This window comes from Yinghuangia sp. YIM S09857, from assembly GCF_051388915.1.
GTDB lineage: Bacteria > Actinomycetota > Actinomycetes > Streptomycetales > Streptomycetaceae > Yinghuangia.
On sequence record NZ_JBPKBH010000006.1, the window covers coordinates 208,655 to 230,621 of the forward strand.

The window sequence follows — 21,967 nt, forward strand, 5'->3', positions numbered from 1 at the left end:
CACCACCGGGGGCCCGCACGACCCGGTCGCCAGGGGTGCCCGCCTGCCGCACACACGCGGCGTGCGGGCACCCCTCGCCCGTTTCCGCGCCGCCTTCCGGAGCAGGTGACTTCGGGTTCGGCCGCTCTGGGGCTCAGCCGTTCCCCGGGCGCTCCAGCAGCCGGTTGAGGACGACGGTGCTGCGCGTGGCCATCACCACCGGCTCCTGGCGGATGCGCTCCAGGACCGCTTCGAGGTGGCGTACGTCCGCGGTCAGCAGGCGGACCACGGCGTCGGCCTTGCCCGTCACGGTGTCCGCCCGTACCACCTCGGGGTGGCGTTGGAGGCAGGTGAGCAGGGCCGCGGGCGACGTGCGCGGCTCGCAGAAGATCTCGACCAGCGCCTCCGTCGTCCAGCCGAGCGCGCTCGGGTCGACCTGCGCGGTGAACCCCTTGATGACCCCGGTGCCGCGGAGCCGGTCCACGCGCCGCTTCACGGCAGGGGCCGACAGGCCCACGTCGGTGCCGATCTCGGCGTAGCTGGCGCGGGCGTCCCGGATCAGGTGCGCGACGATCTTCTCGTCCAGGTCGTCCAGGGGCACGGACCCATGGTGGGGGCTGCGGCGGGCGCCGGTGGGGGTTTCGGCCATTTCCCACCCGCATGTGCGACCGCGCGGCCGGGGCCCGCCGGGACCCGCCTCGGCCGCGCGGCTCACCCGGAGTCGTCCGCGCCCGCGGGCTTGGGCCCGTAGCGCTCCAGGGACGCGCGGATCTCGTCGGCGTACGGCCCGCGCCACCACGGGACCGGCTTGACCAGGGTCGGGGGCGCCCCGCTGAACTGCACGAAGGCGCGGCCGCGCGGCAGCGCCGCGAGGTCCGCCTCGTCCAGCACGTATTCGGAGCGCGACGCGAAGCTGAGGGACGGGTTCGTCGTCCACCACGGACTGCGGCCCACCTCGTGGGTGCGGGGCTCGAAGCGCCCGGTGGACTCCGACAGGTCGCGCAGGAACCGCGTGTCGGAGACGCCGCCCCCGTACACGCGCACGTTCGCCGACCCCCACAACTGGGCCATGCCCGTCTCGCCCCACACCGCGACGCCCTGGGCCCAGGACTGGAGGAAGGTCATCATCACGATGCCGCGCGCGCCGTAGTGCGCGTAGAAGAAGGTGAGTTCTTCGAGGGGGCAGATGTTCGCGGCCTCGTCCAGCACGAAGAGGGCCGGGATCGGGAGCCGCCCGCCGGGGTAGTCGCCCGAGCGGCCCTCGGCTGCGTAAGCGACCGCGGTGGTCAGCGCGATCACGACCGGCGCGGCCATCTTGTTGGTCTCCTCGGAGAGCATGTAGAGCGTTTCGCAGTCGCTCTGCACGAAGTCGTCGTGCCGGAACTCCGGACGCGGGTCGCCCTCTTCGGGCGGCGTGATCCATTCGGTGATGCCTGGGGCGATGAGGAACGACGCCATCTGGAGCGCCGCGCCATACACTCCCGCCCGCTGCTTGGCCGGGGACGAGATGACCATCTGCACGGTGGCTGCGGCGTACCGCTGCCCGCCGCGCCGCAGGATCGTGGCCGGAGTCGTGTCGGACGGGCGGGTCAGCCATACGTACACGTCGGTGATCGGTCGGTCGTCCAGGTCCGCGGCGAGCAGCAGGTAGCCGAACAGGTCCATCCCGGCCGGTTCGAAGAAGTCATCGCTGCGCTGGTGGCTCTGCTGGTTGATGCCCGCCATGAAGCTGGCCAAAGTCAGTGCGGACCGTACGTTGCCGCCGATGAAACTCAGTGGGTTCCACCACCACCCGGCCTGTTCGCCGGCCTGGTTCTGTGGGTCGAACACCCAGATACGGCCGCGGCGTTCGCGGACGCCCCGGGTCGCGTCGACGATGTCGCGCTTGTTGGACGCCACGATCGCGCACCCGGGGGCGGCCACCACGCTGGGGATGGCCCGGGTGGTGGTCTTGCCGGTGCGCGGCCCCCAGATGTCGAGGTGCATGTCCTCCCAGGTACCCCACAGGTCCTGGTCGCCGCGCACGCTGCGGCCGACGTATACGCCGGGGACGCGGGTCCGCGCGCCGAGCCGGGCGGCGGCTTCCGCGGCCCCCCGCGAGGTGACGTGCCGGAGGTGCCGGGGCCGGGCGAGGTGCCGGGCGGCGCGGTCGAACCTGGCGTGCACCCCGCGCCGCGCGCGCAGGAGTTCGGACGTCCCCCACAGCAGCAGCGCACCCGCCGGGACGGCCAGGAGGACCACCGGTCCGAATCGGGTGACGGCCGCGAAGATCCCGAGAAGCCCGGCGACCGACAGGGCCATCAGGAGGTTCGGATCCCGCGGCCCACGCCTGCGGTTCGTCGCCGTCACGACGGCCTCCCCGCGCCGGTTCCCGTTCCCGCCCCCGCGCCGCCGCGGCCGGTCTCCGCGGAGATCCGCTCCAGCAGGGTGAGCGTGTGCAGGGCTACGCGGTCGCGGATCAGCCCGGTCAACGACTCCCAGTGGCGCGTGAACCCCGGTTCACGCTCGAACCCGCTCCACAGCGGGGCCAGCGGGGCGGGGGTGTGGGCGCCGGGCATCCACAGGCCCGCAAGGTGCTCCAGCGCGGTCCGCTGGCGCTCGAAGGAGTCGTCCTTGTCGTCGCCGCGGACCAGCGCGCGGTTCAGGGTCGTCAGCAGCCAGTCGTGGTGCGCGAGGTCCTCACAGAACCGCTGGACCGCCGACAGATTGGGGGCTGTGGCGACGACGCGGAGGGCGCGGCTGGTCTCTCCGGTCAGTGTGAACACCGCGTGGCACTCCGGCCCTTCGCCGGACGGCGCCACCGCCGCCCACCGCAGTCGAGTGCGCGCCGCGCGGAACGGCGGCCTGCGGTCGAGCACGGGCGAGCGCTGGACGCCCGCGATGCCGCGCTTGGCCGAGGCGCCCAGCGCCAGCGGATCGGCCTGCGTCCGGTCGGCGGCGAGCCCGCGTCCAAGCGCTTCGATGTCGGGTTCGCCCAGCACCTCGACGACGCCCGGTCGGGCGAGGTACTGCGACCATGCCCTGCGCCGGTTCGCCGCGGTGCCGGTCAGGACGACCTGGGAGGAGCCCTGCACCACCTTGCCGCCGATGATCCTGGTCCGGCTGGACGCGGTGCCGATGACGCGTGGCGACGGGCCCGCGGGGGCGGGCAGCCGACAGTCCACACCGGTGAGGGTGTCGGCGGAGAACGCGCTGGGCAGCGGGCGTTCGGACGCCGGGGTGCCGCACGGCCCCAGGACCTCGTCGATCGCCGGCTCCGGGAGCCGGTCGGAGTGCTGGAGCAGGGTCGTCCAGACCTCGCCGGCCACGGCGCGCGCGTTCGCGACGGCCCCGGCGGGAAGCCCTCCTGTCGAGGTCATGCGTGGTGGAAGACGTAGGCGACACGGTCGAGGACTTCCGGGGCCACCGGGAACCCCTCCGCGGCCGCGCGGTCCGAGAGCTGGCGCAGCACCGCCTCGCCGGGAGCCGCCTGCCCGAGGACGACGCGCACCGCGTGCTCTACCGGGATGAACCGGGTGCTGAGCACGGAGAGCGAGCGGTACGCGCTGAACGGCTGGGCCTTGTCGCGCAGTTGTACCACCGGGGGGAGCAGGTCCCAGTCCGTCGGCCACACGTGCGGGGGCGGCTGGGGGTGGACCACCGGCTCGCCGCCGTTCCTCACCAGCCCGAGCCGCATGCACTGCCACACGGCCGCGAGGAACGGGCAGGACCAGGTGCGGCGGCCCTCGTTCGACTCGTCCCACAACTGCACGTCCACGAAGATCGAGTGCCGTCCGGCACCCAACTCGACCGGAGCCGTCCACGGGAGGCTGTCGCTCATCGCCTCGCCGGACGAAAGCCCGGAGGAGCGCGCGCCGTTGCTCAGCCAGCCGGAGTCGCCCGTGGCGGGGCGCGTGCCGAGGCCGCCGGGCAGGGGCAGCGGGACCAGAGAGCTCTCCAACAGCCTTGCCACAGGCACTCCGTCGCTGTCCGCACACGCGGACTCCCGAGCCAGGTAGTCGAGTTCCAGGCCGGTGTCGCGAATTGCCGCGAGCAGCGGCGGAATCACCTCCGCGGGCGTGGAGAAACGCGTGAAGTAGTCGTCGATGAGGAAGCACGTGCTGATGCGCGGCCGCCGTCCGGAGCCCGCCAGTTCGCGCGCGCACGCGTCGCGCGTGGCGTCGACCCAAGGCGCGGCCAGCTCCATCTGGTGTCGAACGTGGGCCGGCCCGCGCTCGAAGTCGGCCATGTACAGGTGTCCCAGTTCGATCGAGACGTGTGACAGTGGCACCGAGATGGTGCGCGGCAGCGTGTGGTTCTCCTCGAACGCCGTGTGCGCCGTCAAGTCCCCTCCCAGGCGTCGTCGTCGGTCAGGCGGTGGGCGAGGGCGGCGAACGCCTCCACGGTCTCGCGGTTCGCGACCTGGAGGACGTGCACGTCGTCGTCGGTCACGAGCTGTTCGCGCCATTGCAGCAGCGGCTCCAACGGGGTGCTGCCCAGCACGGTCCCCGGGCCCGCCGCGCGCAACTCGGATGCCAGTTCCCGTAGTTCCTGGTCGCATGCGCGGGCCCAGGCGGCCTGGCCGGGACGGTGGTTGACGAGCTGCGGTGCCACCGGGTCGACGACCGCGGCCCGCACGAAGCGGGTGGCCGCACGCAGCACCTCCGGGTCGTGCCCGCGGGCCGCACCGGCCGCGAGCAGGCCGCGTGGGCCGTAAACGAGGCCGGCCGCCGCCGCGATGTGCTGGTGCGTCCAGCGGTGGAACACCAGCCAGCGCGTGGCCAGGGAGCGCAGCGCCGGGAGCGCGGTGACCTCCAGCAGCAGGTCCAGCGCGTACGAGCGGCCCGAGCTGACGTCCAGGAAGCAGACGTCGAACTCCTCGTCGAGCTGGAGCACCAGCTCCGCGCAGCGGTGCACCATGTCGCGGTGCACGGCGAGTTCGCCGCCGCCCTCGTCGCCGGGGAAGAAGGTCAGGCGGCCCGCGCCGCCCAGCCTCCGGCGCAGGCCCTGGCGTTTGGAGTGCGTCCAGACCGGGATGCGCTTGGGCTCCGAGACGCGGCCTTGCAGGTACGAGTGCAGCCCGCTGCCGGGTATGTCCTCCTGGGCGCGCACCACCTCGAACAGGTGCGCGCCGGTGGCGGAGCCGAAGTCGAAGTCGGCGTAGCACACGTCGTCGCCCTGGAGCGCGCGCCGGTAGGCGATGTTGGCGATGGAAACGGAACGTCCCGCGCCCCCCTTGTCGGAAGTCGCGACGATCAGCACAGCCGCTTCCCCGCACGGTCGGCCGGGGAAAGCTCATTGGGCTTCATACAGGTCGGCCAGTCCTTACGTGATCGTCGGGCCCGCCGCGCGGGTGCGCCCGCGGGCCAGGACCATGCCCTGGTATCCGGCGCGCAGCGGGGCCCCTTCGATGTCCAGCCGTTCCACGACCGCGGATTCCGTGCGGGCGCGCAGGCTTTCGCGGATCTCTCCGACGCCGACGGCCACGGCGGGAAAGTCGCGTCCCGCCACCGAATATCCGGTCGAATGCTCCATGAACGCGGCGAAGAACGGCGATCCGGGGTGCAGTGCCGCCAGAAAGCGGTGCACCGCCCGGTCGAACTCCTCGGGCGCGGTCGAGATCGACTCGGCGACGAAGAACATGGTGCCCACCGACCACGCGGCGGGCGGGGTGTGGAAGACGCTGCCCCGCACGACCTGCGAGCGTGCCGCGAGCGCGGCCCGGGGCTGCGGGAGCGCGCGGTATGTCGGGTGCTCGGCGAGGACGTCCCAATAGGGGTCCCAGGTGGGCGAATACGAGGCGGTCTGGGTACGCAGCCAGTCCACGTTGGACGGCGCGTACTCCCACAGCGTGATCGACGCGCAGTGCGGAAGCAGCGCCAGCGCCGGATACAGATTGCTGCCCGAACCCATGTCTATGGCCCGGGAATCAGCGGGTAGGTCCATCTCGCACAGGAAATCACGCAGTGCGGTCAACAGGCGGTGGTCGTCGCTGCGTAATCGCGCGTAATTCGTCTCGGCGTACGAGCCCGGGTCGAAGCCCGACCAATCGACTTCCGAATTTCTGGCCATGATCGGCATACTCCCGTAGCGCTGAATCGCCGGACGTTTTTGCGGCTCGAACGGGTGTGCACGCTTCGCGAGCTCGCGGATCCGGGCGCCACGGTATTGCGGGTGCCGAGGGGGAGCTATCCGGAGTGCGTCCGCGGACCGTACTGTCCGCACAGCGCTCCGGGGCGGGCCCGTGACCGGCCCGCCCCGCACCGCGGTTGTCGACGCCGCGTCCGTCGTACGCCGGAGGCATCCACCGCCTTACGCCGGGCGCGTCCACCGCCTTACGCCGGGCGCGTCCACCGTCCTGCGCCGGGCGCGTCCGCCGCCTTACGCCGGGCGCTCAGCCGCCGAGCACCGCGCGCAACTGCTCCAGCCCCCAGTCGAGATCGTCCTTGGCGATGACCAGCGGCGGCGCGATGCGGATCGTCGAGCCGTGCGTGTCCTTCACCAGGACGCCGCGCGCCATCAGCTCGCGTGACACGTCGCGGCCCGTCCCGCGCGCCGGGTCGATGTCCACCCCGGCCCACAGACCGCGGCCGCGGACAGCGGTGACCGGGCCGCCGACGAGCGCGTTCAGCTCGTGGTGCAGGTGCTCGCCCAACTCGGCGGAGCGCTGCTGGAATTCGCCGGTCCGCAGCATCTCCAGCACCTCCAGCCCGACCGCGCAGGCGAGCGGGTTCCCGCCGAAGGTCGAGCCGTGCTCGCCCGGCTTGTAGACGCCCAGCACCTCGCGCGAGGACACCACCGCCGACACCGGCAGCACGCCGCCGCCCAGCGCCTTGCCCAGGACGTACATGTCGGGGACGACGCCCTCGTGCTCGCACGCGAACGTGCGCCCGGTGCGGCCCAGTCCGGACTGGATCTCGTCCGCGATGAACAGCACGTTGTGCTCGGTGCAGATCCGCCGCACCGCGGCCAGGTGGCCGGGCGGCGGCACCAGCACGCCCGCCTCGCCCTGGATCGGCTCCAGCAGCACCGCGACGATCTCCGGGTCGGCCGCCACGACGTTGCGCAGCGTCTCGGTGTCGCCGTACGGCAAGACCTCGAACCCGGGCGTGTAGGGCCCGAAGTTGCGTCGGGCGTCCTCGTCCGTGGAGAAGCTGATGATCGTCGTGGTGCGGCCGTGGAAGTTGTCGGTCGCCACCACGATCTTGGCCCGGCCGTCCGGGACGCCCTTGACCTCGTACCCCCACTTGCGGGCGGTCTTGACCGCGGTCTCGACGGCCTCGGCGCCGGTGTTCATGGTGAGCACCATGTCCATGCCGCACAGCTCGGCGAGTTGGCGGCAGAAGGGGGCGAACCTGTCGTTGTGGAAGGCGCGGCTGGTCAGCGTCACGCGGTCGAGCTGCCGCTTGGCGGCCTCGATCAGCCGCGGGTTGCGGTGCCCGAAGTTCAGGGCGGAATACCCGGCCAGCATGTCGAGGTAGCGGCGGCCCTCGACATCGGTCATCCACGCGCCCTCGGCGTGCGCCACGACCACGGGGAGCGGGTGGTAGTTGTGCGCGCTGTACGTGTCGGCGAGCGCGATCAGTTCCTCGTCGTGCTTGATCATGACGTCCTTCCGCCCGGCCTCGGCAAATCCCTGATAAACCGAATAATCCACGTAATCAGGACTTTGGTGGGCACTCGGCCCAGTTCACCGATTGTCGCGCAGTTCGAGCACGCAACTGCGGACCCCGACGCCGAAACCGGCGAATCGCGACATGTCCAGCGGGATGCTGCGGAATCCGTGCCGGGCCAGTTGCAGCGCGAGGCCCGGCGCCCGGTCGGTCAGCACCACCGTGCGGCCGTCGCACAGCGCGTCCAGCCCGCCGGCCAGCGCGTCCGCCTCGCCCACCGGGATGCGCTCGGGGAACAGCCGGGCCAGGCGCTCGCGCGCGGCCACCGAGAACGCCGCCGGGTGGTACGCGATGGTCCGGTCGGTCAGCACTGCTATCGCGCTACCCAGGCGCGTGAAGCGCGGGTTCGTCAGCTCCAGGGGCACCACCGGGAGGTTCAGGAACGCGCCTGCCTCCAGGTGCGCCCGCGACTCGGTGTGCGGCCCGGACGCGGCCAGCAGGCGGCGCCCGGCCGGCACGAGGTCGACCTCGCCCTCGTGCGCGAACACCGGCTCCAGGCGCGTGCCGTAGCCGCGGTCCGCGAACCAGCGCAGGTACGCCGGGGCCTCCGGCTGCCGCGCCGAACTGCGGAACCGTGCGCCGAGCACGCGGCCGTCCACGACGGTCGCGGCGTGCGCCGCGAAGACCATGCCGGGCAGCCCGCTGCGCGCCGGGATCAGGCTGACCCGGTGGCCCAGCTTCAGCAGCGTCTCGCGGAGCAGCTCCCACTGCTCCATCGCGCTGGGCGCGCCCGGGGCCGGTAGGGCGGACGGCGCCGAGGGGCCGTCCCGCCCGGTCGCGGGCGCCTCCGCGCGTACGTCCGCCGTCTGTGCGGTGAGCCGCGCGCTGGGTTGTGCGTTGGGTTGTGCGTTGGATTGTGCGCCGTGGTGTGCGCCGGGCGCGGGCCCGGCCGCGGGAGCCGCGACGGGCGCGCCCCCGGCCTCCAGGTGCGTCGGCGGGCACATCACGTAGTGCCGCGCCGAACCGCGGCGCCCGGTCGCCTCGCGGCGCCGCCGCGGCCGCGGCAGCCGGGCCTGGGTCCGGGACGTCCGCGCCGCGGCGGGCAGCCACAGCAGGCCGGACCCCGCCCCGGGCGCGGGAATGGTCGGGCGCACGCGTCTCCCCCTTTTTGGCCGACGGCAGTGCGGACGGCAGCACGTGGTGCCGGGACGCCCGGGGTCGCCGGGGCCCGGCGTCTTCGCCGAAACGGCCGACCGGATCGTCACCCTGGATGCCCGGCCCGCGACCCTCGGTGTCGGCCGTGGAAAGCCTAGGCGCGTCCGCGTGCCGGGGTAAATGGGCGATCGTTGCGCGCCTGTGCTGGTTCGTTGCGGCTCCGGCGCGCACAACGGCGCATCGTTGCGGGGCGGAGTGCGCGTACCGGACACACGGGTGCGCGCGTGCCCGGTACCGCACCGCGCGCGTGCCCCGAGCGGCGCTGTGCGCACACCCGGCACGGCGGATGAGCGTGTGCCCCCGACGACGCCGCGCGCGTGGCCCGTGCGGCGATCTGTGTGTACCCGGCACAGAGGAGCGGCCGGAGCCTGCGAGAATGGCGGCATGGTCTCGACGGTCTCGACGCGCCCCCGCGTGCTGTCCGGCATCCAGCCCACCGCCGGCTCGTTCCACCTGGGCAACTACCTCGGCGCCGTGCGGCAGTACGTCGCGCTCCAAGAGGCGAACGACGCCTTCTACATGGTGGTCGACCTGCACGCCATCACGGTGCCGCAGGACCCCGCGGAGCTGCGCGCGAACACCCGCGTGTCGGCGGCCCAACTGCTGGCCGCCGGGCTCGACCCCGACCGGTGCGCGCTGTTCGTGCAGAGTCACGTGCCCGAGCACGCCCAGCTCGGCTGGGTGATGAACTGCCTGACCGGGTTCGGCGAGGCGTCCCGCATGACGCAGTTCAAGGACAAGTCGGCCAAGCAGGGCACCGACACGACCACCGTCGGCCTGTTCACGTACCCGATCCTCCAGGTCGCCGACATCCTGCTCTACCAGGCCAACGCGGTGCCGGTCGGCGAGGACCAGCGCCAGCACCTGGAGCTGACGCGCGACCTCGCGCAGCGCTTCAACTCGCGCTACGGCGCGACTTTCACCGTGCCAGAGGCGTACATCGTCCGGGAGACCGCCAAGATCGTCGACCTCCAGGACCCGGCGATCAAGATGAGCAAGTCGGCGTCGTCCCCCAAGGGCATCGTCAACCTGCTCGACCCGCCGAACCAGACCGCCAAGAAGATCCGCAGCGCGGTCACCGACACCGGCACCGAGGTGCGCTACGACGAGAAGGAGAAGCCGGGCGTCAGCAACCTGCTGACCATCCACTCGGCCATCTCCGGCACCCCGATCCCGGAGCTGGAGGAGCGCTTCGCGGGCCGGATGTACGGCGACTTCAAGAAGGAGGTGGCCGAGGTGCTGGTCGACTTCATCACGCCCTTCCAGGAGCGCTTCCACCTGTACCACGACGACCCGGCCGAGCTGGACCGTACGCTCGCGAAGGGCGCGGCCAAGGCGCGCGAGGTCGCGTCCGTCACGCTCGCCGCCGCCTACGACCGCATCGGCTTCCTGCCGCCGGCCGGAGCCTGAGGCGCGCGGCGGGACCGGACCGGAGCGGACCATGCGCACCATCGGCGTCTCCATCGCGATCCCCGAGCCCTGGGGTGGACAGCTCCAGGACCTGCGGGCGGGCTTCGGCGACCCCTTGGCCCGGGCCATCCCGACCCATGTGACGCTGCTGCCGCCCACCGAGGTCGAGGACGCGGCGCTCGACGACGTGGCCGACCACCTGCGCGCGGTGGCGGCGGCCGAGCGCCCGTTCCCGATGATCCTGCGCGGCACCGGGACCTTCCGGCCCACCTCGCCGGTGGTCTTCATCCAGGTCGCGCTGGGCATCCCGGACTGCGAGCGGCTGGAGGAGGCGGTGCGCTCCGGGCCGCTCACGCGTGAGCTGCACTTCCCGTACCATCCGCACGTCACCGTCGCGCACCACCTGCCCGACCACGTGCTCGACCGCGCGTTCGACAAACTGTCGGGCTACGAGGCCTCCTTCGAGGTCACCGGCTTCAGCCTGTACGAGCACGGCGACGACGCGGTGTGGCGCCCGCGCAGCGCGTTCCCCTTCGGCGGCTGAACGGCCCCGCACCGCGGGGTGCGTGCGCGGGACGCCCGGCGGGTCCCCGGTGCGCATGGTGTGTGGACCGGGGCGAATCCGGGCAGACGTGCATGCGTGGCGATCAAGGACAAGCTCCAGACGATGCCGGTCGTGGGCCGCACCATGCGCGCGTACGAGAGGTACACCGACCGCGACGGGAACTTCGCCGCCGCGGCGGTGACCTTCTACGGCTTCCTGTCGCTGTTCCCCCTGCTGGCGCTCGCCGCGGCGGTGGTGGCCGCCGCGCTGAGTCCCGGCCGGGTGCAGGAGCTCCAGGACAAGATCTCCGACCAGATCCCCGGCATCGCCGACCGCATCAACCTGTCGACGCTGGTGGACAACGCCGGCGCCGTCGGCGTCATCGGCGGTGTGCTGCTGCTCATCTCCGGGCTGGGGTGGGTCGAGGCGCTGCGCCCGTCGATCCGCAAGATGTGGTTCGCGGACGAGGAGAAGCCGGAGGGCGTGAAGGCGACCGTCCTCGGCAAGCTCAAGGACATCGGGGTGCTGATCGGACTCGGGCTCGCGATGGCGCTGTCGGTGGGCGCGTCGGCCTTCGCCACCAGCGTCATCGGCCGGATCTCGGACTCGATCGGGCTGGAGGACCAGCCGGTCGGGCGGGTGCTGTTGCAGGTGGCGGCGTACGCGGTCGCGGTGTTCGCGGGCGTGGTGCTGTTCGTCTACCTGCTGGTGGGGATGCCCCGGCTGACCATGCCGCGGCGGACCGCGTTCGTCGGCGCGCTGATCGGGGCGGTCGGGTTCGAGGTGTTGAAGGTCCTCGTCTCCGCGTACATCTCCGGCGTCGCGAGCAAGAGCATGTACGGCGCCTTCGGTGTGCCGGTCGCGCTGCTGCTGTGGATCTACTTCGTCACGCGGCTTCTGTTGTTCTGCGCGGCGTGGACGGCGACGGACAAGCGCGCCGAGGAGTACGTGGACGAGAAGGCGCACAAGGCCGAGGACAAGGCCGCGCACAAGACCGATGGCAAGGGTGACGACGGGGACGACGGCAACGGCGGCGGTGCCTCCGCGTCCGGTCGCGGCGCGGTCGAGTGGTCGGCGACCGAGGACCCGGACCGGGCCCGGGCCAGGTCCGACAAGCCGCCGCACACGCTCCGCACGTACGCGCTCGGCATGCTCGGCACCGCGGGGGCGGGCGTGGCGCTGGAGCGCATCACCCGCCGCCCGCGCGGCGGCACCTGACGGCTCAGGTCGGGCACACGGGCCATCCGGCCCGCAACGGAGCCTCTGACGGCACATCAGGTACCTGACCGGCCCCTGCGCCGGGGCTTCTGACGGCACATCAGGCACCTGACCGGCTCTGGGGGGGGGGGGGCTNCTGACGGCTCAGGTCGGGCACACGGGCCATCCGGCCCGCAACGGAGCCTCTGACGGCACATCAGGTACCTGACCGGCCCCTGCGCCGGGGCTTCTGACGGCACATCAGGCACCTGACCGGCTCTGCGCCGGGGCTTCTGACGGCATGTCAGCCGCGAGCCCCGGCGCCCGGCGTCATGGGAGTATGTCGTCCTCGAAGTAGACCGTCGGCTTCAGCAGTCCGCGGCGTCGGATCACGAACAGCGTGACGCCGCCGACCAGGAGCACGGCAGGGATGCCGACGCCCGCCCACAGCCCCCACGAGGCCCCGCCCCCGTCGTCGTCCGACGCCCCCGCGGCGGTGTCGACACCCGGGACCGCGGCGGCCTGTCCGGGCTTCTGGCCGCCGGTCGAGGCGGCGCCCGGCGTGCCGGTGGCACCGCCCTCCGCGCCGACGAGCTCGCCGACCGGCTTCGCCGAGGCCGCCGAGGCGAAGCCCCAGTCGAGGAGCTGCTTGGTGAAGTCGTACGTCTTCGTCTTGGTCTCGGCGTGCATGATGCTCACCAGCAGCGTGCGGCCGTCGCGTGTGGCGGCTCCGACGAAGGTGTTCTTGGCGTTCGTCGTGTAGCCGTTCTTGACCCCTATCATTCCGGGGTACGACCGCAGCATCGTGTTGGTGTTGGCGATGCCGAAGGTCTGGTTGTCCTTCCCCGGGAACTTCGCGTCGACGGTGGACGCGTACCTCCGGAAGTCGGCGTTCTTCATCCCCTCGCGGGCGAACAGCGCGAGGTCGTACGCCGACGACACCTGGCCGGGCGCGTCGTAGCCGTCCGGCGACACCACGTGCGTGTCGTGCGCCTGGAGCGCCTTCGCCCGCTCGTTCATCTGCGCGACCGTGGCCTCGACGCCGCCGTTCATGGCGCACAGCACGTGCACGGCGTCGTTGCCGGACTGGAGGAAGACGCCGTTCCACAGGTCCTCGACGCGGTAGGTCAGGTTCTCCTTGATCCCGACCTTGCTGCTGCCCTCGCCGACGCCGAGCAGTTCGGCGTTCGTCACCATGTGGGTCTGGTTGCGGTCGAGCTTGGGCAGCACGGTGTCCGCGAACAGCATCTTGAGCGTGCTGGCCGGGGCGAGCTTCCAGTGCGGGTTCTTCGCCGCCAGGATCTGACCGGTCGACAGGTCCGCGACGAGCCACGAGTACGCCTGGACGTCGGGCAGCGCGGGGGCACCGGGCTGGAGGTCCGCCTGCACGCCGGGAGCCGCAAGCCGAGACCCGCCCAAGTCGGACATATCGTGCGGGGGCGGAGGTTCGGGCGTGGTGGTGGGCGACGGCGGCGGACTGGCCTGCGGTACTTGTGGAGCCGCCCCCGCAATGCCTGGGGCTCCCCCGAGAACTCCCGCGATCAGTACCGCACCGACGGCGGCGAAACGCGTCGCCGGTCCAGACCTGTATGACATGAAGATGAGCGTAACTGCGCCACCCGCCTGCGGTTGACGTGGGAACACGACGCATACTGGACACGGACGCGACTGTGACCATATGGCGTAGCGCGCGCCCGTGAAAGTCTCCGAAGGAACAGGTGCACCGCCATGCGGATCGGCCGCAAGACCTCCGCCCTCCTTGTGGTGTTCGGCGTCTGGACATGGATCCTGTGGCCGAACTTCCTCAAGAACATCTGGAAGGACGAGAAGTCCTGGAACGACGGCCCGACCGCCTTCTTCCTGGTTCATCTCGCACTGACCGCGGTGTCGTTCGCGGCCGGGAACGCCATCGGATGGCTGGGGGTCAAGGGCCTGCGGGCGACGCGCCGCGGTGCCGCGGAGGGATCGGCCCAGGCGCCGGGCGGCACATCGTCCGCGGCGCCCTCGCGAGCCGTACGCGGTGCGGGGGCTGACAGCGGGTCAGACGCAGTGCGCGACGCGGTCCGCGGCGAGCCCCCGACGCCCGCCGAGACGCGTGTCTGACGTCCCGGGGCTGTTCACGCGCGAGTTCATCGCCGATCCGTATCCGGCGTACGCATACCTGCGCGAGCACGCCCCCGTCCACCGCACCACTCTGCCCAGCGGCGTGGAGGCCTGGCTGGTGACGCGGTACGCCGACGCCCGCCAGGCACTCGCCGACCAGCGGCTCAGCAAGAACCCCCGGCACTCCGAACAGGCCTGGAAGCAAGGCAAGGTCGGGGTGCCCGGCGAACAGCGCTCCGGCATCGGCGCGCACCTGCTCAACCTCGACCCGCCGGACCACACGCGCCTGCGGCGCCTGGTGTCCAAGGCGTTCACGCCGCGCCGCGCGGAGGAGTTCCGGCCGCGCGTCCAGGAACTGACGGACCGTCTGATCGACGGCTTCGCCGCCGCCGGCGAGGCGGACCTCATCCACGACTTCGCGTTCCCACTGCCCATCTACGCGGTCTGCGACCTGCTCGGCGTGCCCGCTGAGGACCAGGAGGACTTCCGCACCTGGGCGGGCATGATGATCCGCCACGGGGCGGGCCCGCGCGGGGGAGTGGCACGTGCGGTACGTCACATGCAGGGCTACCTGAAGGACCTCATCCACCGCAAGCGCGGCGACCTCGGCGACGACCTGATCTCCGGGCTCATCCGGGCGAGCGACCACGGCGAGCACCTCACCGAGGACGAGGCCGCCGCGATGGCCTTCATCCTGCTCTTCGCGGGCTTCGAGACCACCGTCAACCTGATCGGCAACGGGCTGCTCACGTTGCTCACCCACCCGGACGCCCGGGCCGTACTGCAACGCGAACCGGACCTGCGGGTGGCCGCCGCGATCGAGGAACTTCTGCGCTACGACGGCCCGGTGGAGCTGGCGACGTGGCGCTTCACGACCTGCGATACGCCGATCGGCGGCGCCGTCATCCCCGCGGGCGAACCCGTTCTGGTGGTCCTCGCGTCCGCCGACCGCGATCCGCGCCGTTTCGCCGACCCGGACACCCTGGACCTGGCCCGGAGCGACAACCCGCACCTGGCGTTCGGCCACGGCGTCCACTACTGCATCGGGGCACCGCTCGCCCGGCTGGAGGGGCAGATCGCGGTGACCACCCTGCTGCGGCGCCTTCCGGACCTCGGACTTGCGGAACCGGCCGGGGAATTGCGGTGGCGCGGGGGGCTCATCATGCGTGGCCTGCAACGCCTGCCGGTCCGCTTCACGCCGACCCCGGGGGCGGACGCATGAGCGCTCCGGCACTCCGTCCGCCGGTGCGGGCCGCCGGATCCCCGAGATCCGGCGGGCCCGAACCGCCCCGCCCGACGAGACGTCTTCCCCGCCGTCCCGTCCTGTGTGCACATCGACTTGTTTACACCCGTGACCGCGGCCGCACAACGGTCCGCGGGAATAAATGCCCGGGCCGGGTGATTTCCGGCAAGAGTTGCCGCGATACGGTTTTCGCGTCGTCCAGGAAGGGGAATTGATCCGTGGCCGTTTCCGACGGACTCTATGAGGAGATCCTGCGCCGGAACCCCGGAGAGCCGGAATTCCACCAGGCGGTACGCGAGGTCCTCGACTCGCTCGACCCGATCCTCGCCGCACGGCCGGACTTCGTGGACGCCCGCGTCGTCGAGCGCATCTGCGAACCCGAAAGGCAGGTCATCTTCCGGGTGCCGTGGCAGGACGACCGCGGAATCGTCCAGGTCAACCGCGGATTCCGGGTGGAGTTCAACAGCGCGCTCGGTCCGTACAAGGGCGGGCTGCGCTTCCACCCCTCGGTGAACCTCGGAATCGTCAAGTTCCTGGGCTTCGAGCAGATCTTCAAGAACGCCCTGACCGGCCTCGGCATCGGCGGCGGCAAGGGCGGCAGCGACTTCGACCCGCACGGCCGCTCGGACGCCGAAGTGATGCGCTTCTGCCAGTCGTTCATGACCGAGCTGTACCGCCACCTCGGCGAGCACACCGACGTCCCGGCCGGCGACATCGGCGTCGGCGGCCGAGAGATCGGCTACCTCTTCGGACAGTACCGGCGCATCACGAACCGCTGGGAGGCGGGGGTGCTGACCGGCAAGGGCGCCGCGTGGGGCGGTTCGCTGGCCCGGCCCGAGGCGACCGGCTACGGCAACGTGCTCTTCACCGCCGCGATGCTGGCCCACCGCGGCGAGGAGCTCGCGGGCCAGCAGGTCGTGGTGTCCGGCTCCGGCAACGTCGCGCTCTACTCGATCGAGAAGGCGCAGGCCCTCGGCGCCAACGTGCTGACCGCCTCCGACTCCGCCGGGTACGTCGTGGACGACAAGGGCATCGACCTCGAACTCCTCAAGCAGATCAAGGAGTTCGAACGCGGCCGGATCAGCGGGTACGTGGCCCGGCGCGGCGGTTCGGCACGCTACGTAGCCGGAGGCAGCGTGTGGGACGTGCCCGCCGACGTCGCGCTGCCGTCCGCCACCCAGAACGAACTCGGCATCGAGGCCGCGCGCACGCTCGTGCGCAACGGCGTCAAGGCGGTCTCCGAGGGCGCGAACATGCCGACCACGCCCGAGGCGGTGCACCTGTTCCAGGAGGCCGGCGTCTCGTTCGGCCCGGGCAAGGCCGCCAACGCGGGCGGCGTCGCCACCAGCGCTCTGGAGATGCGGCAGAACGCCGGGCGCGAGTCGTGGACGTTCGACGCCGTGGAGGCCGAACTCGGCGCCATCATGCGGGACATCCACGACACCTGCTTCGCCACCGCGGAGAAGTACGGGCGTCCCGGCGACTACGTGCTCGGCGCCAACATCGCGGGCTTCGAGCGCGTCGCCGATGCGATGCTCGCGCAGGGGCTGATCTGATCATTCGACGTCGGGCCGGTATCCGGCCCGGCGTCCAGTCTGGTTTCCGAACCGGCGTGCGACCTGGTGTCCGAACCGGCGTCCGAACCGACGTGCCACGGCCAGGGGCCGCGTACCTCCCGCGGGGAAGTGCGCGGCCCCTGGCCGTTGTTCGCTTTTCCGGGCCAGGAGCCCAGGACTTGGGTCCGGGCGCGAGCTTCAGGACTTGAGCTTTGCCGCGAAAGTGTCCGCAAGCACCTGGTATCCGTCCGGATTCGCGTGGATGTCCTGGCGCGTGCACATGAATGTCCACTGGCAGATACGCGCCACATTCAGCGGGACCTGCCCCACTCCGGGAAGCGGCACCTCCGGCGAATATGCGCGGCTGGAGAAGGCCGCCGCGACATCCGCGACCCCGAAGTCCCGCTCGCGCAGCTTGAACGAGATGATTCCGTTCAGTACTTCCTGGAGCAGACTTGTCAGATAAGCGAGTTGCTTGCCCTGCTCGCCGGTGAGCCAGGCGGCGAGCGACGGATTGTAGTAAGTCATCCCGGCGTACTCGACGTTCTTTCCGCCCGCGCCGCGCAGGCGCTTCAGGATGACCGGGAGATTCTCCGAGACCGTGTCCATTCCGGCGCGGGCGCAGGCCAGGTCGATGCCCGTGACGCCGCGGGCGCAGCGCTGCACGTCGTTCGCCCCGATGTCGATCGTCAGGTAGCGGACCTTGCCCCGGTGGTCGCGCAAGAAGCGTTCGGCGGCGGCGAGTTGGCTGCCCTCGGGGTACACACAGCGGTCGCCGCCGTAGCGCAGCGACGTGGTGGTCGCCCCGCTGCACCCGAGCTTGACGTGTTGCAGCTTGGGGTCGTTCGCCTTGAGCGCGGCGAACAGCCGGTCGGTGTAGCCCTGATCGGTGTCGCCCTGTCCGGGCATGTAGCCCCGGGCGAGCGAGTCGCCGAGCGAAACGTAGTACGTGGGGCCGCTCTTCGCCGGTGCGGCCGAAGCCGTCGCGGCGCCCCCGACGGCGATCAGGACGGCGCTGAGGAGTGCGGCGAGCAGCGTGCCCGGTCTGGTGCGCATGCCGTGGTCCCTCCCGCTGGGACCGCCGGGCGGCGGTCATGTGGCGCCCATCTTGGGCGCGCAACGCGGGATCGCACCAGATCGCCGCGCGAAACGGCGGTCGGCGGGCGGGGAGTTGGCGGGAGGTCGGCGGCGAGCGGTTGGCGGGTCGTCGGCGCGCGGGAACGGATGCGACGTGCTCCGGACATTGCGGCGACGCGGCGTGGACCGGACGGTGCCACGCGGCGCGGGGTCAGTGCGACGCGGCGTGGTTGTCGAACGGGGCGACGACCGAGCGCAGCAGACCCGCCAGGGCGGCGCGCTGTCCGGTGTCCAATCCGGCGAGGATGTCCCGTTCGTGCTCCAGGAGTTCGGCCATCGCCGCGTCGACGCGGTCGCGTCCGTCCTCGGTCAGGCGGACCAGCACGCCGCGGCGGTCGCCCGGGTCCGGCTGCCGCAGCACGAGCCCCTTCGCGGCCAGCCTGTCGATGCGGTTCGTCATCGTGCCGGAGGTGACCAGCGTCTGGGTGAGGAGCTGGCCGGGTGAAAGCTGGTACGGTGCGCCGGCGCGGCGAAGCGCGGACAGCACGTCGAACTCCCACGGCTCCAGGTCGCGGGCGGAGAAGGCGAGCCGCCGCGCGCGGTCGAGGTGGCGGGCCAGCCGGGTGACGCGGCTGAGCACCTCAAGCGGCTCGACATCGAGGTCGGGGCGCTCGCGCTGCCACGCCTCGATCAGTCGGTCGACCTCGTCCTTCATGCCCGCCATTCTAGCGAGTGTTTTGATGACGAGCCTCTTGATGTCAAGACAAAGTTTGGTCGAGAGGCTAGTCTGAAGTGGTTGTCTTGACGTCAAGACACCGTGTCCGGCGTCAAGCCGTCGAGACTCCGGGAGGCCGACGTGTGGGACCCCGACCAGTATCTGCGGTACGCCGACGAACGCGGCCGCCCGTTCCGCGACCTGCTCGCCCAGGTGCCGGTCGCGGAGCCGCGCCGGGTCTTCGACCTCGGGTGCGGGCCCGGCAACGCGACGGCGGAGCTGGCCGCGCGATGGCCCGGGGCGTACGTCACGGGCATCGACAACGCGCCGGCGATGATCGAGGCCGCGCAGGCGCACGCGCGGCCTGGCCGCCTCGACTTCCGGCTCGCCGACGTGGGCGCGTGGGGGCCGGAGGACGACGCCGGTCCCGTCGACGTGATCATCAGCAACGCGGCGCTGCACTGGGTCCCCGGCCACCTCGCGCTGCTGCAGCGGTGGACGGACGCGCTGGCCGCGGGCGGGGCGTTCGCGGTGCAGGTGCCGGGCAACTTCGCCGACCCGACGCACGTGCTGCTCGGCGAACTGGCCGCGTCCGCACGGTGGAAGGACCGCCTCGACGGGGTCGCGCTGCTGCGCGCCGAGGTGGGGTCGGCGGACCAATACCTGGACGCCCTCGCGCGGCCGGGCTTCCGGGTCGACGCGTGGGAGACGACGTACCGACACGTGCTGCACGGGCCCGACCCGGTCCTCGCGTGGGTCCGCGGCACCGCGCTCAGGCCGGTGCTGGCGGTGCTCGACGAGGCCGCGCGGGCGGCGTTCCTGGCCGAGTACGGCGCGCTGCTCGCGGAGGCGTACCCGGCGAGGCCGTACGGGACGGTCCTGCCGTTCCGCCGCATCTTCGCCGTCGCGGTCAGGGACTGAGGAGAGGAATCCGCGTGTTCGTCGCGATCGACCACGTGCAACTCGCGATCCCCGTCGGCGGTGAGGACCTGGTGAGGGCCTTCTACGCCGGTCCGCTGGGGATGACCGAGGTGCCCAAGCCGGACGCCCTCGCGGTCCGCGGCGGCTGCTGGTTCGCCGCCGGTCCGGTCCAACTGCACCTCGGCGTCGAGGCGGACTTCCGCCCCGCCCGCAAGGCGCACCCCGCACTCGTCGCGGACGACATCGACGCGCTCGCCGAGCGCCTGGCCGCCGCGGGCGCGCCGGTGCGCTGGAGCAACGAGATCCCGGGCGTACGGCGGTTCCACACGGAGGACCCGGTCGGCAACCGCATCGAGGTGCTCGCTTCCCCGGCTGACCGGGCCGAACGGCCGTGTGCCGCGGCGAAATCCGGCCGTGTGCCGCGGCGAAATCGCTCGCCGACCAGGCCCGGGGGACGGGAGGATGCCCGGATGGAACGCATCCGCAACGCCGCCAGGTCCCTGCGCGGCCTCGCCCTCGGAGACGCATTCGGACAACGCTGGTTCTTCCGCAAGGGGGAGGCCCTCGTCGACCAGCTCGCCGCCCGCCGTACCCCCGACGAAAGCCCCTGGCACTGGACGGACGACACCGCCATGGCCTTGTCCGTCGTGCGCATCCTGCACCTGCACGGGCACATCGACCAGGACGCCCTGGCCGACCACTTCGCTGCGACCTACACCGCCGATCCGAACCGCGGGTACGGCGGCTCGATGCACGGCGTGCTGCGCGCGATCCACGACGGAGGCGACTGGCGCGAGATCACCGCGGCGCAGTTCGAGGGCCAGGGCTCGTGGGGCAACGGCTCCGCGATGCGCGTCGCCCCGCTGGGCGCCTGGTACGCCCTCGACGACCTGGACCTGGTGGTCGAGCAGGCCGCCCTCAGCGCGGAGGCCACGCACGCCCACCCCGAGGCGACCGCGGGCGCGGTCGCCGTCGCGGTGGCCGCCGCCCTCATGACGGCAGGTCGAGACCGGATGGCCCCCGACCCGGACGTGTTCCTCGGACAGGTGGCCGACCACACCCCGCACAGCGAGGTCCGCGGCGCCCTGCGCACCGCCGCGTCCTTCCCGCCGGCCACCACCTGGCTGCACGCCGCGGAGGTCCTGGGCACCGGCAAGCGCATGTCCTGCCCGGACACCGTCCCCTTCGCCCTCTGGACCGCGGCCCGGCACCCCGACGACCTGGTCGAGGCCCTCTGGACCACCGCCTTCGGCCTGGGCGACGTGGACACCACCTGCGCCATAACGGCCGGTGTCGTGTCCGCCCGAACCGACCTGGACCGCGTCCCGCAATCCTGGCTGACCGCCGCCGAACTACTCCCGGCCTGGGCGGAATCAGGAAGCACCACCCACTGACAGACACCACTGTCGACGGACGCCACCCACTGACGGAAACAACTCGCCCAGCCTTCTCCGTCAGCTCTCTCCGTCCCCCGCTCCCGCCCGGACCTTCCTTACCTCGGGAACGTTCGCCGTCGACCGAGAGTGCCGACTCCGGCCCCCGACCACCCGAAGCGGCGAAGTTCCCACCGCCTTCGACGCCCTGTTCGAGCCGTTGTTCGACGCAGACGGCCCTCGGGCCCGCGCTCGGCGGACCAGCCGCCGCGCTTTCCGGACGATCCCGTCCGCGAAAGCGCGGTCTCCGGTGTGCACCGCCTTCCGTGCCCGCGCCGTGCGTTCGCGCCCTGCCCCTGCGCCGCGCTCCTACGCGCGGTCGTGTTTGCGTCGTGTCACCAGGCGCGGGTTCTGTTCCAGGCCCGACAGGCCGTTCCAGGCCAGGTTGACCAGGTGGGCCGCCACCTCGGACTTCGCCGGGGTGCGGACGTCCAGCCACCACTGGCCGGTGAGGGCGACCATGCCGACCAGCATCTGGGCGTACATCGGCGCGAGTTTCTGGTCGTAGCCGCGGGAGGCGAACTCCAGGCCGAGGATGTGCTCGACCTGGGAGGCGATGTCGCTGATGAGCGACGCGAAGGTGCCGGTGGACTGGGCCACCGGCGAATCGCGGACCAGGATCTGGAAGCCGTCCGTCGAATGCTCGATGTAGTCGAGGAGGCCGAATGCGGCCTGCTCCAGGAGTTCGCGCGGATGGCCGCCGGTGAGGGCGCTGGTGACGCCGTCCAGGAGGATGCGCATTTCGCGGTCGACGACGACCGCGTACAGGCCCTCCTTGCCGCCGAAGTGCTCGTACACGACCGGCTTCGAGACACCGGCCTTTGCCGCGATCTCCTCGACGCTCGTGGCGTCGAAGCCGCGTTCCGCGAACAAAGTCCGACCGATGTCGATCAGCTGCTCGCGCCGTTCCTTGCCGGTCATGCGAACACGACCGCCGCCGCGCGGTGCACCGCCGCGTCTGCTGCTCTCGGTCATCGCTCCA

The 21,967-nt window shown here is 71.9% G+C and carries 20 protein-coding genes; 8 read left to right on the forward strand and 12 right to left on the reverse strand.

Annotated features, from left to right (window positions below; translation table 11 throughout):
* Positions 1–133: 133 nt before the first annotated feature.
* The 8 genes from ACRX5S_RS14830 to ACRX5S_RS14865 form a co-directional block, all read right to left on the reverse strand.
* The gene (locus ACRX5S_RS14830; RefSeq protein ID WP_436773365.1) at positions 134–628 is read right to left on the reverse strand and encodes an Lrp/AsnC family transcriptional regulator; all 495 of its coding nucleotides are present in this window, start codon (positions 626–628) and stop codon (positions 134–136) included.
* Between the two features lie 62 nt (positions 629–690).
* Positions 691–2,328: a type IV secretory system conjugative DNA transfer family protein gene (locus ACRX5S_RS14835; protein WP_436773366.1), complete on the reverse strand. Its 1,638-nt coding sequence runs from the start codon at positions 2,326–2,328 to the stop codon at positions 691–693.
* The gene (locus ACRX5S_RS14840) at positions 2,325–3,338 is read right to left on the reverse strand and encodes an SCO2521 family protein (RefSeq protein WP_436773367.1); all 1,014 of its coding nucleotides are present in this window, start codon (positions 3,336–3,338) and stop codon (positions 2,325–2,327) included. The genes ACRX5S_RS14835 and ACRX5S_RS14840 overlap by 4 nt, the downstream gene beginning before the upstream one ends.
* On the reverse strand, positions 3,335–4,303 hold the full coding sequence (locus ACRX5S_RS14845; RefSeq protein WP_436773368.1) for an SCO2522 family protein: 969 nt from the start codon (positions 4,301–4,303) through the stop codon (positions 3,335–3,337). The genes ACRX5S_RS14840 and ACRX5S_RS14845 overlap by 4 nt, the downstream gene beginning before the upstream one ends.
* Positions 4,300–5,220, reverse strand: a complete 921-nt coding sequence (locus ACRX5S_RS14850) for an SCO2523 family variant P-loop protein (protein WP_436773369.1) — start codon at positions 5,218–5,220, stop codon at positions 4,300–4,302. The genes ACRX5S_RS14845 and ACRX5S_RS14850 overlap by 4 nt, the downstream gene beginning before the upstream one ends.
* 63 nt (positions 5,221–5,283) lie before the next feature.
* On the reverse strand, positions 5,284–6,030 hold the full coding sequence (locus ACRX5S_RS14855) for an SCO2525 family SAM-dependent methyltransferase (protein WP_436773370.1): 747 nt from the start codon (positions 6,028–6,030) through the stop codon (positions 5,284–5,286).
* Between the two features lie 322 nt (positions 6,031–6,352).
* The gene (gene rocD, locus ACRX5S_RS14860; protein ID WP_436773371.1) at positions 6,353–7,564 is read right to left on the reverse strand and encodes an ornithine--oxo-acid transaminase; all 1,212 of its coding nucleotides are present in this window, start codon (positions 7,562–7,564) and stop codon (positions 6,353–6,355) included.
* An 84-nt stretch (positions 7,565–7,648) separates the two neighbouring features.
* Positions 7,649–8,725: a dimethylarginine dimethylaminohydrolase family protein gene (locus tag ACRX5S_RS14865; protein ID WP_436773372.1), complete on the reverse strand. Its 1,077-nt coding sequence runs from the start codon at positions 8,723–8,725 to the stop codon at positions 7,649–7,651.
* 445 nt (positions 8,726–9,170) lie between these two features.
* Here ACRX5S_RS14865 and trpS point away from each other — a divergent pair, with 445 nt between their 5' ends.
* The 3 genes from trpS to ACRX5S_RS14880 all read left to right on the forward strand — a co-directional run bounded on the left by trpS (position 9,171) and on the right by ACRX5S_RS14880 (position 11,958).
* Positions 9,171–10,196 (forward strand): tryptophan--tRNA ligase, encoded by a 1,026-nt coding sequence (gene trpS, locus ACRX5S_RS14870; RefSeq protein WP_436773373.1) that lies wholly within the window; start codon positions 9,171–9,173, stop codon positions 10,194–10,196.
* Positions 10,197–10,227: 31 nt separating this feature from the next.
* Positions 10,228–10,740 (forward strand): 2'-5' RNA ligase family protein, encoded by a 513-nt coding sequence (locus ACRX5S_RS14875; RefSeq protein ID WP_436773374.1) that lies wholly within the window; start codon positions 10,228–10,230, stop codon positions 10,738–10,740.
* Between the two features lie 96 nt (positions 10,741–10,836).
* Positions 10,837–11,958 (forward strand): YihY/virulence factor BrkB family protein, encoded by a 1,122-nt coding sequence (locus ACRX5S_RS14880; RefSeq protein WP_436773375.1) that lies wholly within the window; start codon positions 10,837–10,839, stop codon positions 11,956–11,958.
* A gap of 309 nt (positions 11,959–12,267) precedes the next feature.
* On the opposite strand, the gene ACRX5S_RS14885 is transcribed toward ACRX5S_RS14880, so the two are convergent.
* Positions 12,268–13,326, reverse strand: a complete 1,059-nt coding sequence (locus tag ACRX5S_RS14885; RefSeq protein WP_436773376.1) for a D-alanyl-D-alanine carboxypeptidase family protein — start codon at positions 13,324–13,326, stop codon at positions 12,268–12,270.
* A 339-nt stretch (positions 13,327–13,665) separates the two neighbouring features.
* Here ACRX5S_RS14885 and ACRX5S_RS14890 point away from each other — a divergent pair, with 339 nt between their 5' ends.
* From ACRX5S_RS14890 to gdhA, 3 genes are all read left to right on the forward strand, one after another.
* Positions 13,666–14,040, forward strand: coding sequence for an SCO4848 family membrane protein (locus ACRX5S_RS14890; protein WP_436773377.1), 375 nt, complete (start codon positions 13,666–13,668; stop codon positions 14,038–14,040).
* Positions 14,033–15,262: a cytochrome P450 family protein gene (locus ACRX5S_RS14895; protein WP_436773378.1), complete on the forward strand. Its 1,230-nt coding sequence runs from the start codon at positions 14,033–14,035 to the stop codon at positions 15,260–15,262. Before ACRX5S_RS14890 ends, ACRX5S_RS14895 begins: the two co-directional genes overlap by 8 nt.
* 239 nt (positions 15,263–15,501) lie before the next feature.
* Positions 15,502–16,839 (forward strand): NADP-specific glutamate dehydrogenase, encoded by a 1,338-nt coding sequence (gene gdhA, locus ACRX5S_RS14900; RefSeq protein ID WP_436773379.1) that lies wholly within the window; start codon positions 15,502–15,504, stop codon positions 16,837–16,839.
* A 198-nt stretch (positions 16,840–17,037) separates the two neighbouring features.
* Here the strand turns inward: gdhA and ACRX5S_RS14905 are convergent, their stop codons facing one another.
* Together ACRX5S_RS14905 and ACRX5S_RS14910 are read right to left on the reverse strand one after the other, a co-directional pair.
* Positions 17,038–17,895: an SGNH/GDSL hydrolase family protein gene (locus ACRX5S_RS14905; protein ID WP_436773380.1), complete on the reverse strand. Its 858-nt coding sequence runs from the start codon at positions 17,893–17,895 to the stop codon at positions 17,038–17,040.
* 232 nt (positions 17,896–18,127) lie between these two features.
* Positions 18,128–18,631 (reverse strand): MarR family winged helix-turn-helix transcriptional regulator, encoded by a 504-nt coding sequence (locus ACRX5S_RS14910; RefSeq protein ID WP_436773381.1) that lies wholly within the window; start codon positions 18,629–18,631, stop codon positions 18,128–18,130.
* A 141-nt stretch (positions 18,632–18,772) separates the two neighbouring features.
* Here ACRX5S_RS14910 and ACRX5S_RS14915 point away from each other — a divergent pair, with 141 nt between their 5' ends.
* Both ACRX5S_RS14915 and ACRX5S_RS14920 read left to right on the forward strand, forming a co-directional pair.
* On the forward strand, positions 18,773–19,552 hold the full coding sequence (locus tag ACRX5S_RS14915) for a trans-aconitate 2-methyltransferase (protein ID WP_436773382.1): 780 nt from the start codon (positions 18,773–18,775) through the stop codon (positions 19,550–19,552).
* A 14-nt stretch (positions 19,553–19,566) separates the two neighbouring features.
* Entirely contained in the window at positions 19,567–20,946 is a 1,380-nt protein-coding gene (locus ACRX5S_RS14920) for an ADP-ribosylglycohydrolase family protein (protein ID WP_436773383.1), read from the forward strand.
* 348 nt (positions 20,947–21,294) lie between these two features.
* On the opposite strand, the gene ACRX5S_RS14925 is transcribed toward ACRX5S_RS14920, so the two are convergent.
* The gene (locus ACRX5S_RS14925; RefSeq protein WP_358360647.1) at positions 21,295–21,960 is read right to left on the reverse strand and encodes a TetR/AcrR family transcriptional regulator; all 666 of its coding nucleotides are present in this window, start codon (positions 21,958–21,960) and stop codon (positions 21,295–21,297) included.
* Positions 21,961–21,967 lie beyond the last annotated feature (7 nt).

What these genes read in the sequence shown, in the direction of transcription:
- ACRX5S_RS14830 (WP_436773365.1), bottom strand. Translation starts at nt 628, where the DNA reads ATGGCCGAAACCCCCACCGGCGCCCGCCGCAGCCCCCACCATGGGTCC.
- ACRX5S_RS14840 (WP_436773367.1), bottom strand. Translation starts at nt 3,338, where the DNA reads ATGACCTCGACAGGAGGGCTTCCCGCCGGGGCCGTCGCGAACGCGCGC.
- ACRX5S_RS14855 (WP_436773370.1), bottom strand. Translation starts at nt 6,030, where the DNA reads ATGGCCAGAAATTCGGAAGTCGATTGGTCGGGCTTCGACCCGGGCTCG.
- rocD (WP_436773371.1), bottom strand. Translation starts at nt 7,564, where the DNA reads ATGATCAAGCACGACGAGGAACTGATCGCGCTCGCCGACACGTACAGC.
- trpS (WP_436773373.1), top strand. Translation starts at nt 9,171, where the DNA reads ATGGTCTCGACGGTCTCGACGCGCCCCCGCGTGCTGTCCGGCATCCAG.
- ACRX5S_RS14875 (WP_436773374.1), top strand. Translation starts at nt 10,228, where the DNA reads ATGCGCACCATCGGCGTCTCCATCGCGATCCCCGAGCCCTGGGGTGGA.
- ACRX5S_RS14890 (WP_436773377.1), top strand. Translation starts at nt 13,666, where the DNA reads ATGCGGATCGGCCGCAAGACCTCCGCCCTCCTTGTGGTGTTCGGCGTC.
- ACRX5S_RS14905 (WP_436773380.1), bottom strand. Translation starts at nt 17,895, where the DNA reads ATGCGCACCAGACCGGGCACGCTGCTCGCCGCACTCCTCAGCGCCGTC.
- ACRX5S_RS14910 (WP_436773381.1), bottom strand. Translation starts at nt 18,631, where the DNA reads ATGAAGGACGAGGTCGACCGACTGATCGAGGCGTGGCAGCGCGAGCGC.
- ACRX5S_RS14925 (WP_358360647.1), bottom strand. Translation starts at nt 21,960, where the DNA reads ATGACCGAGAGCAGCAGACGCGGCGGTGCACCGCGCGGCGGCGGTCGT.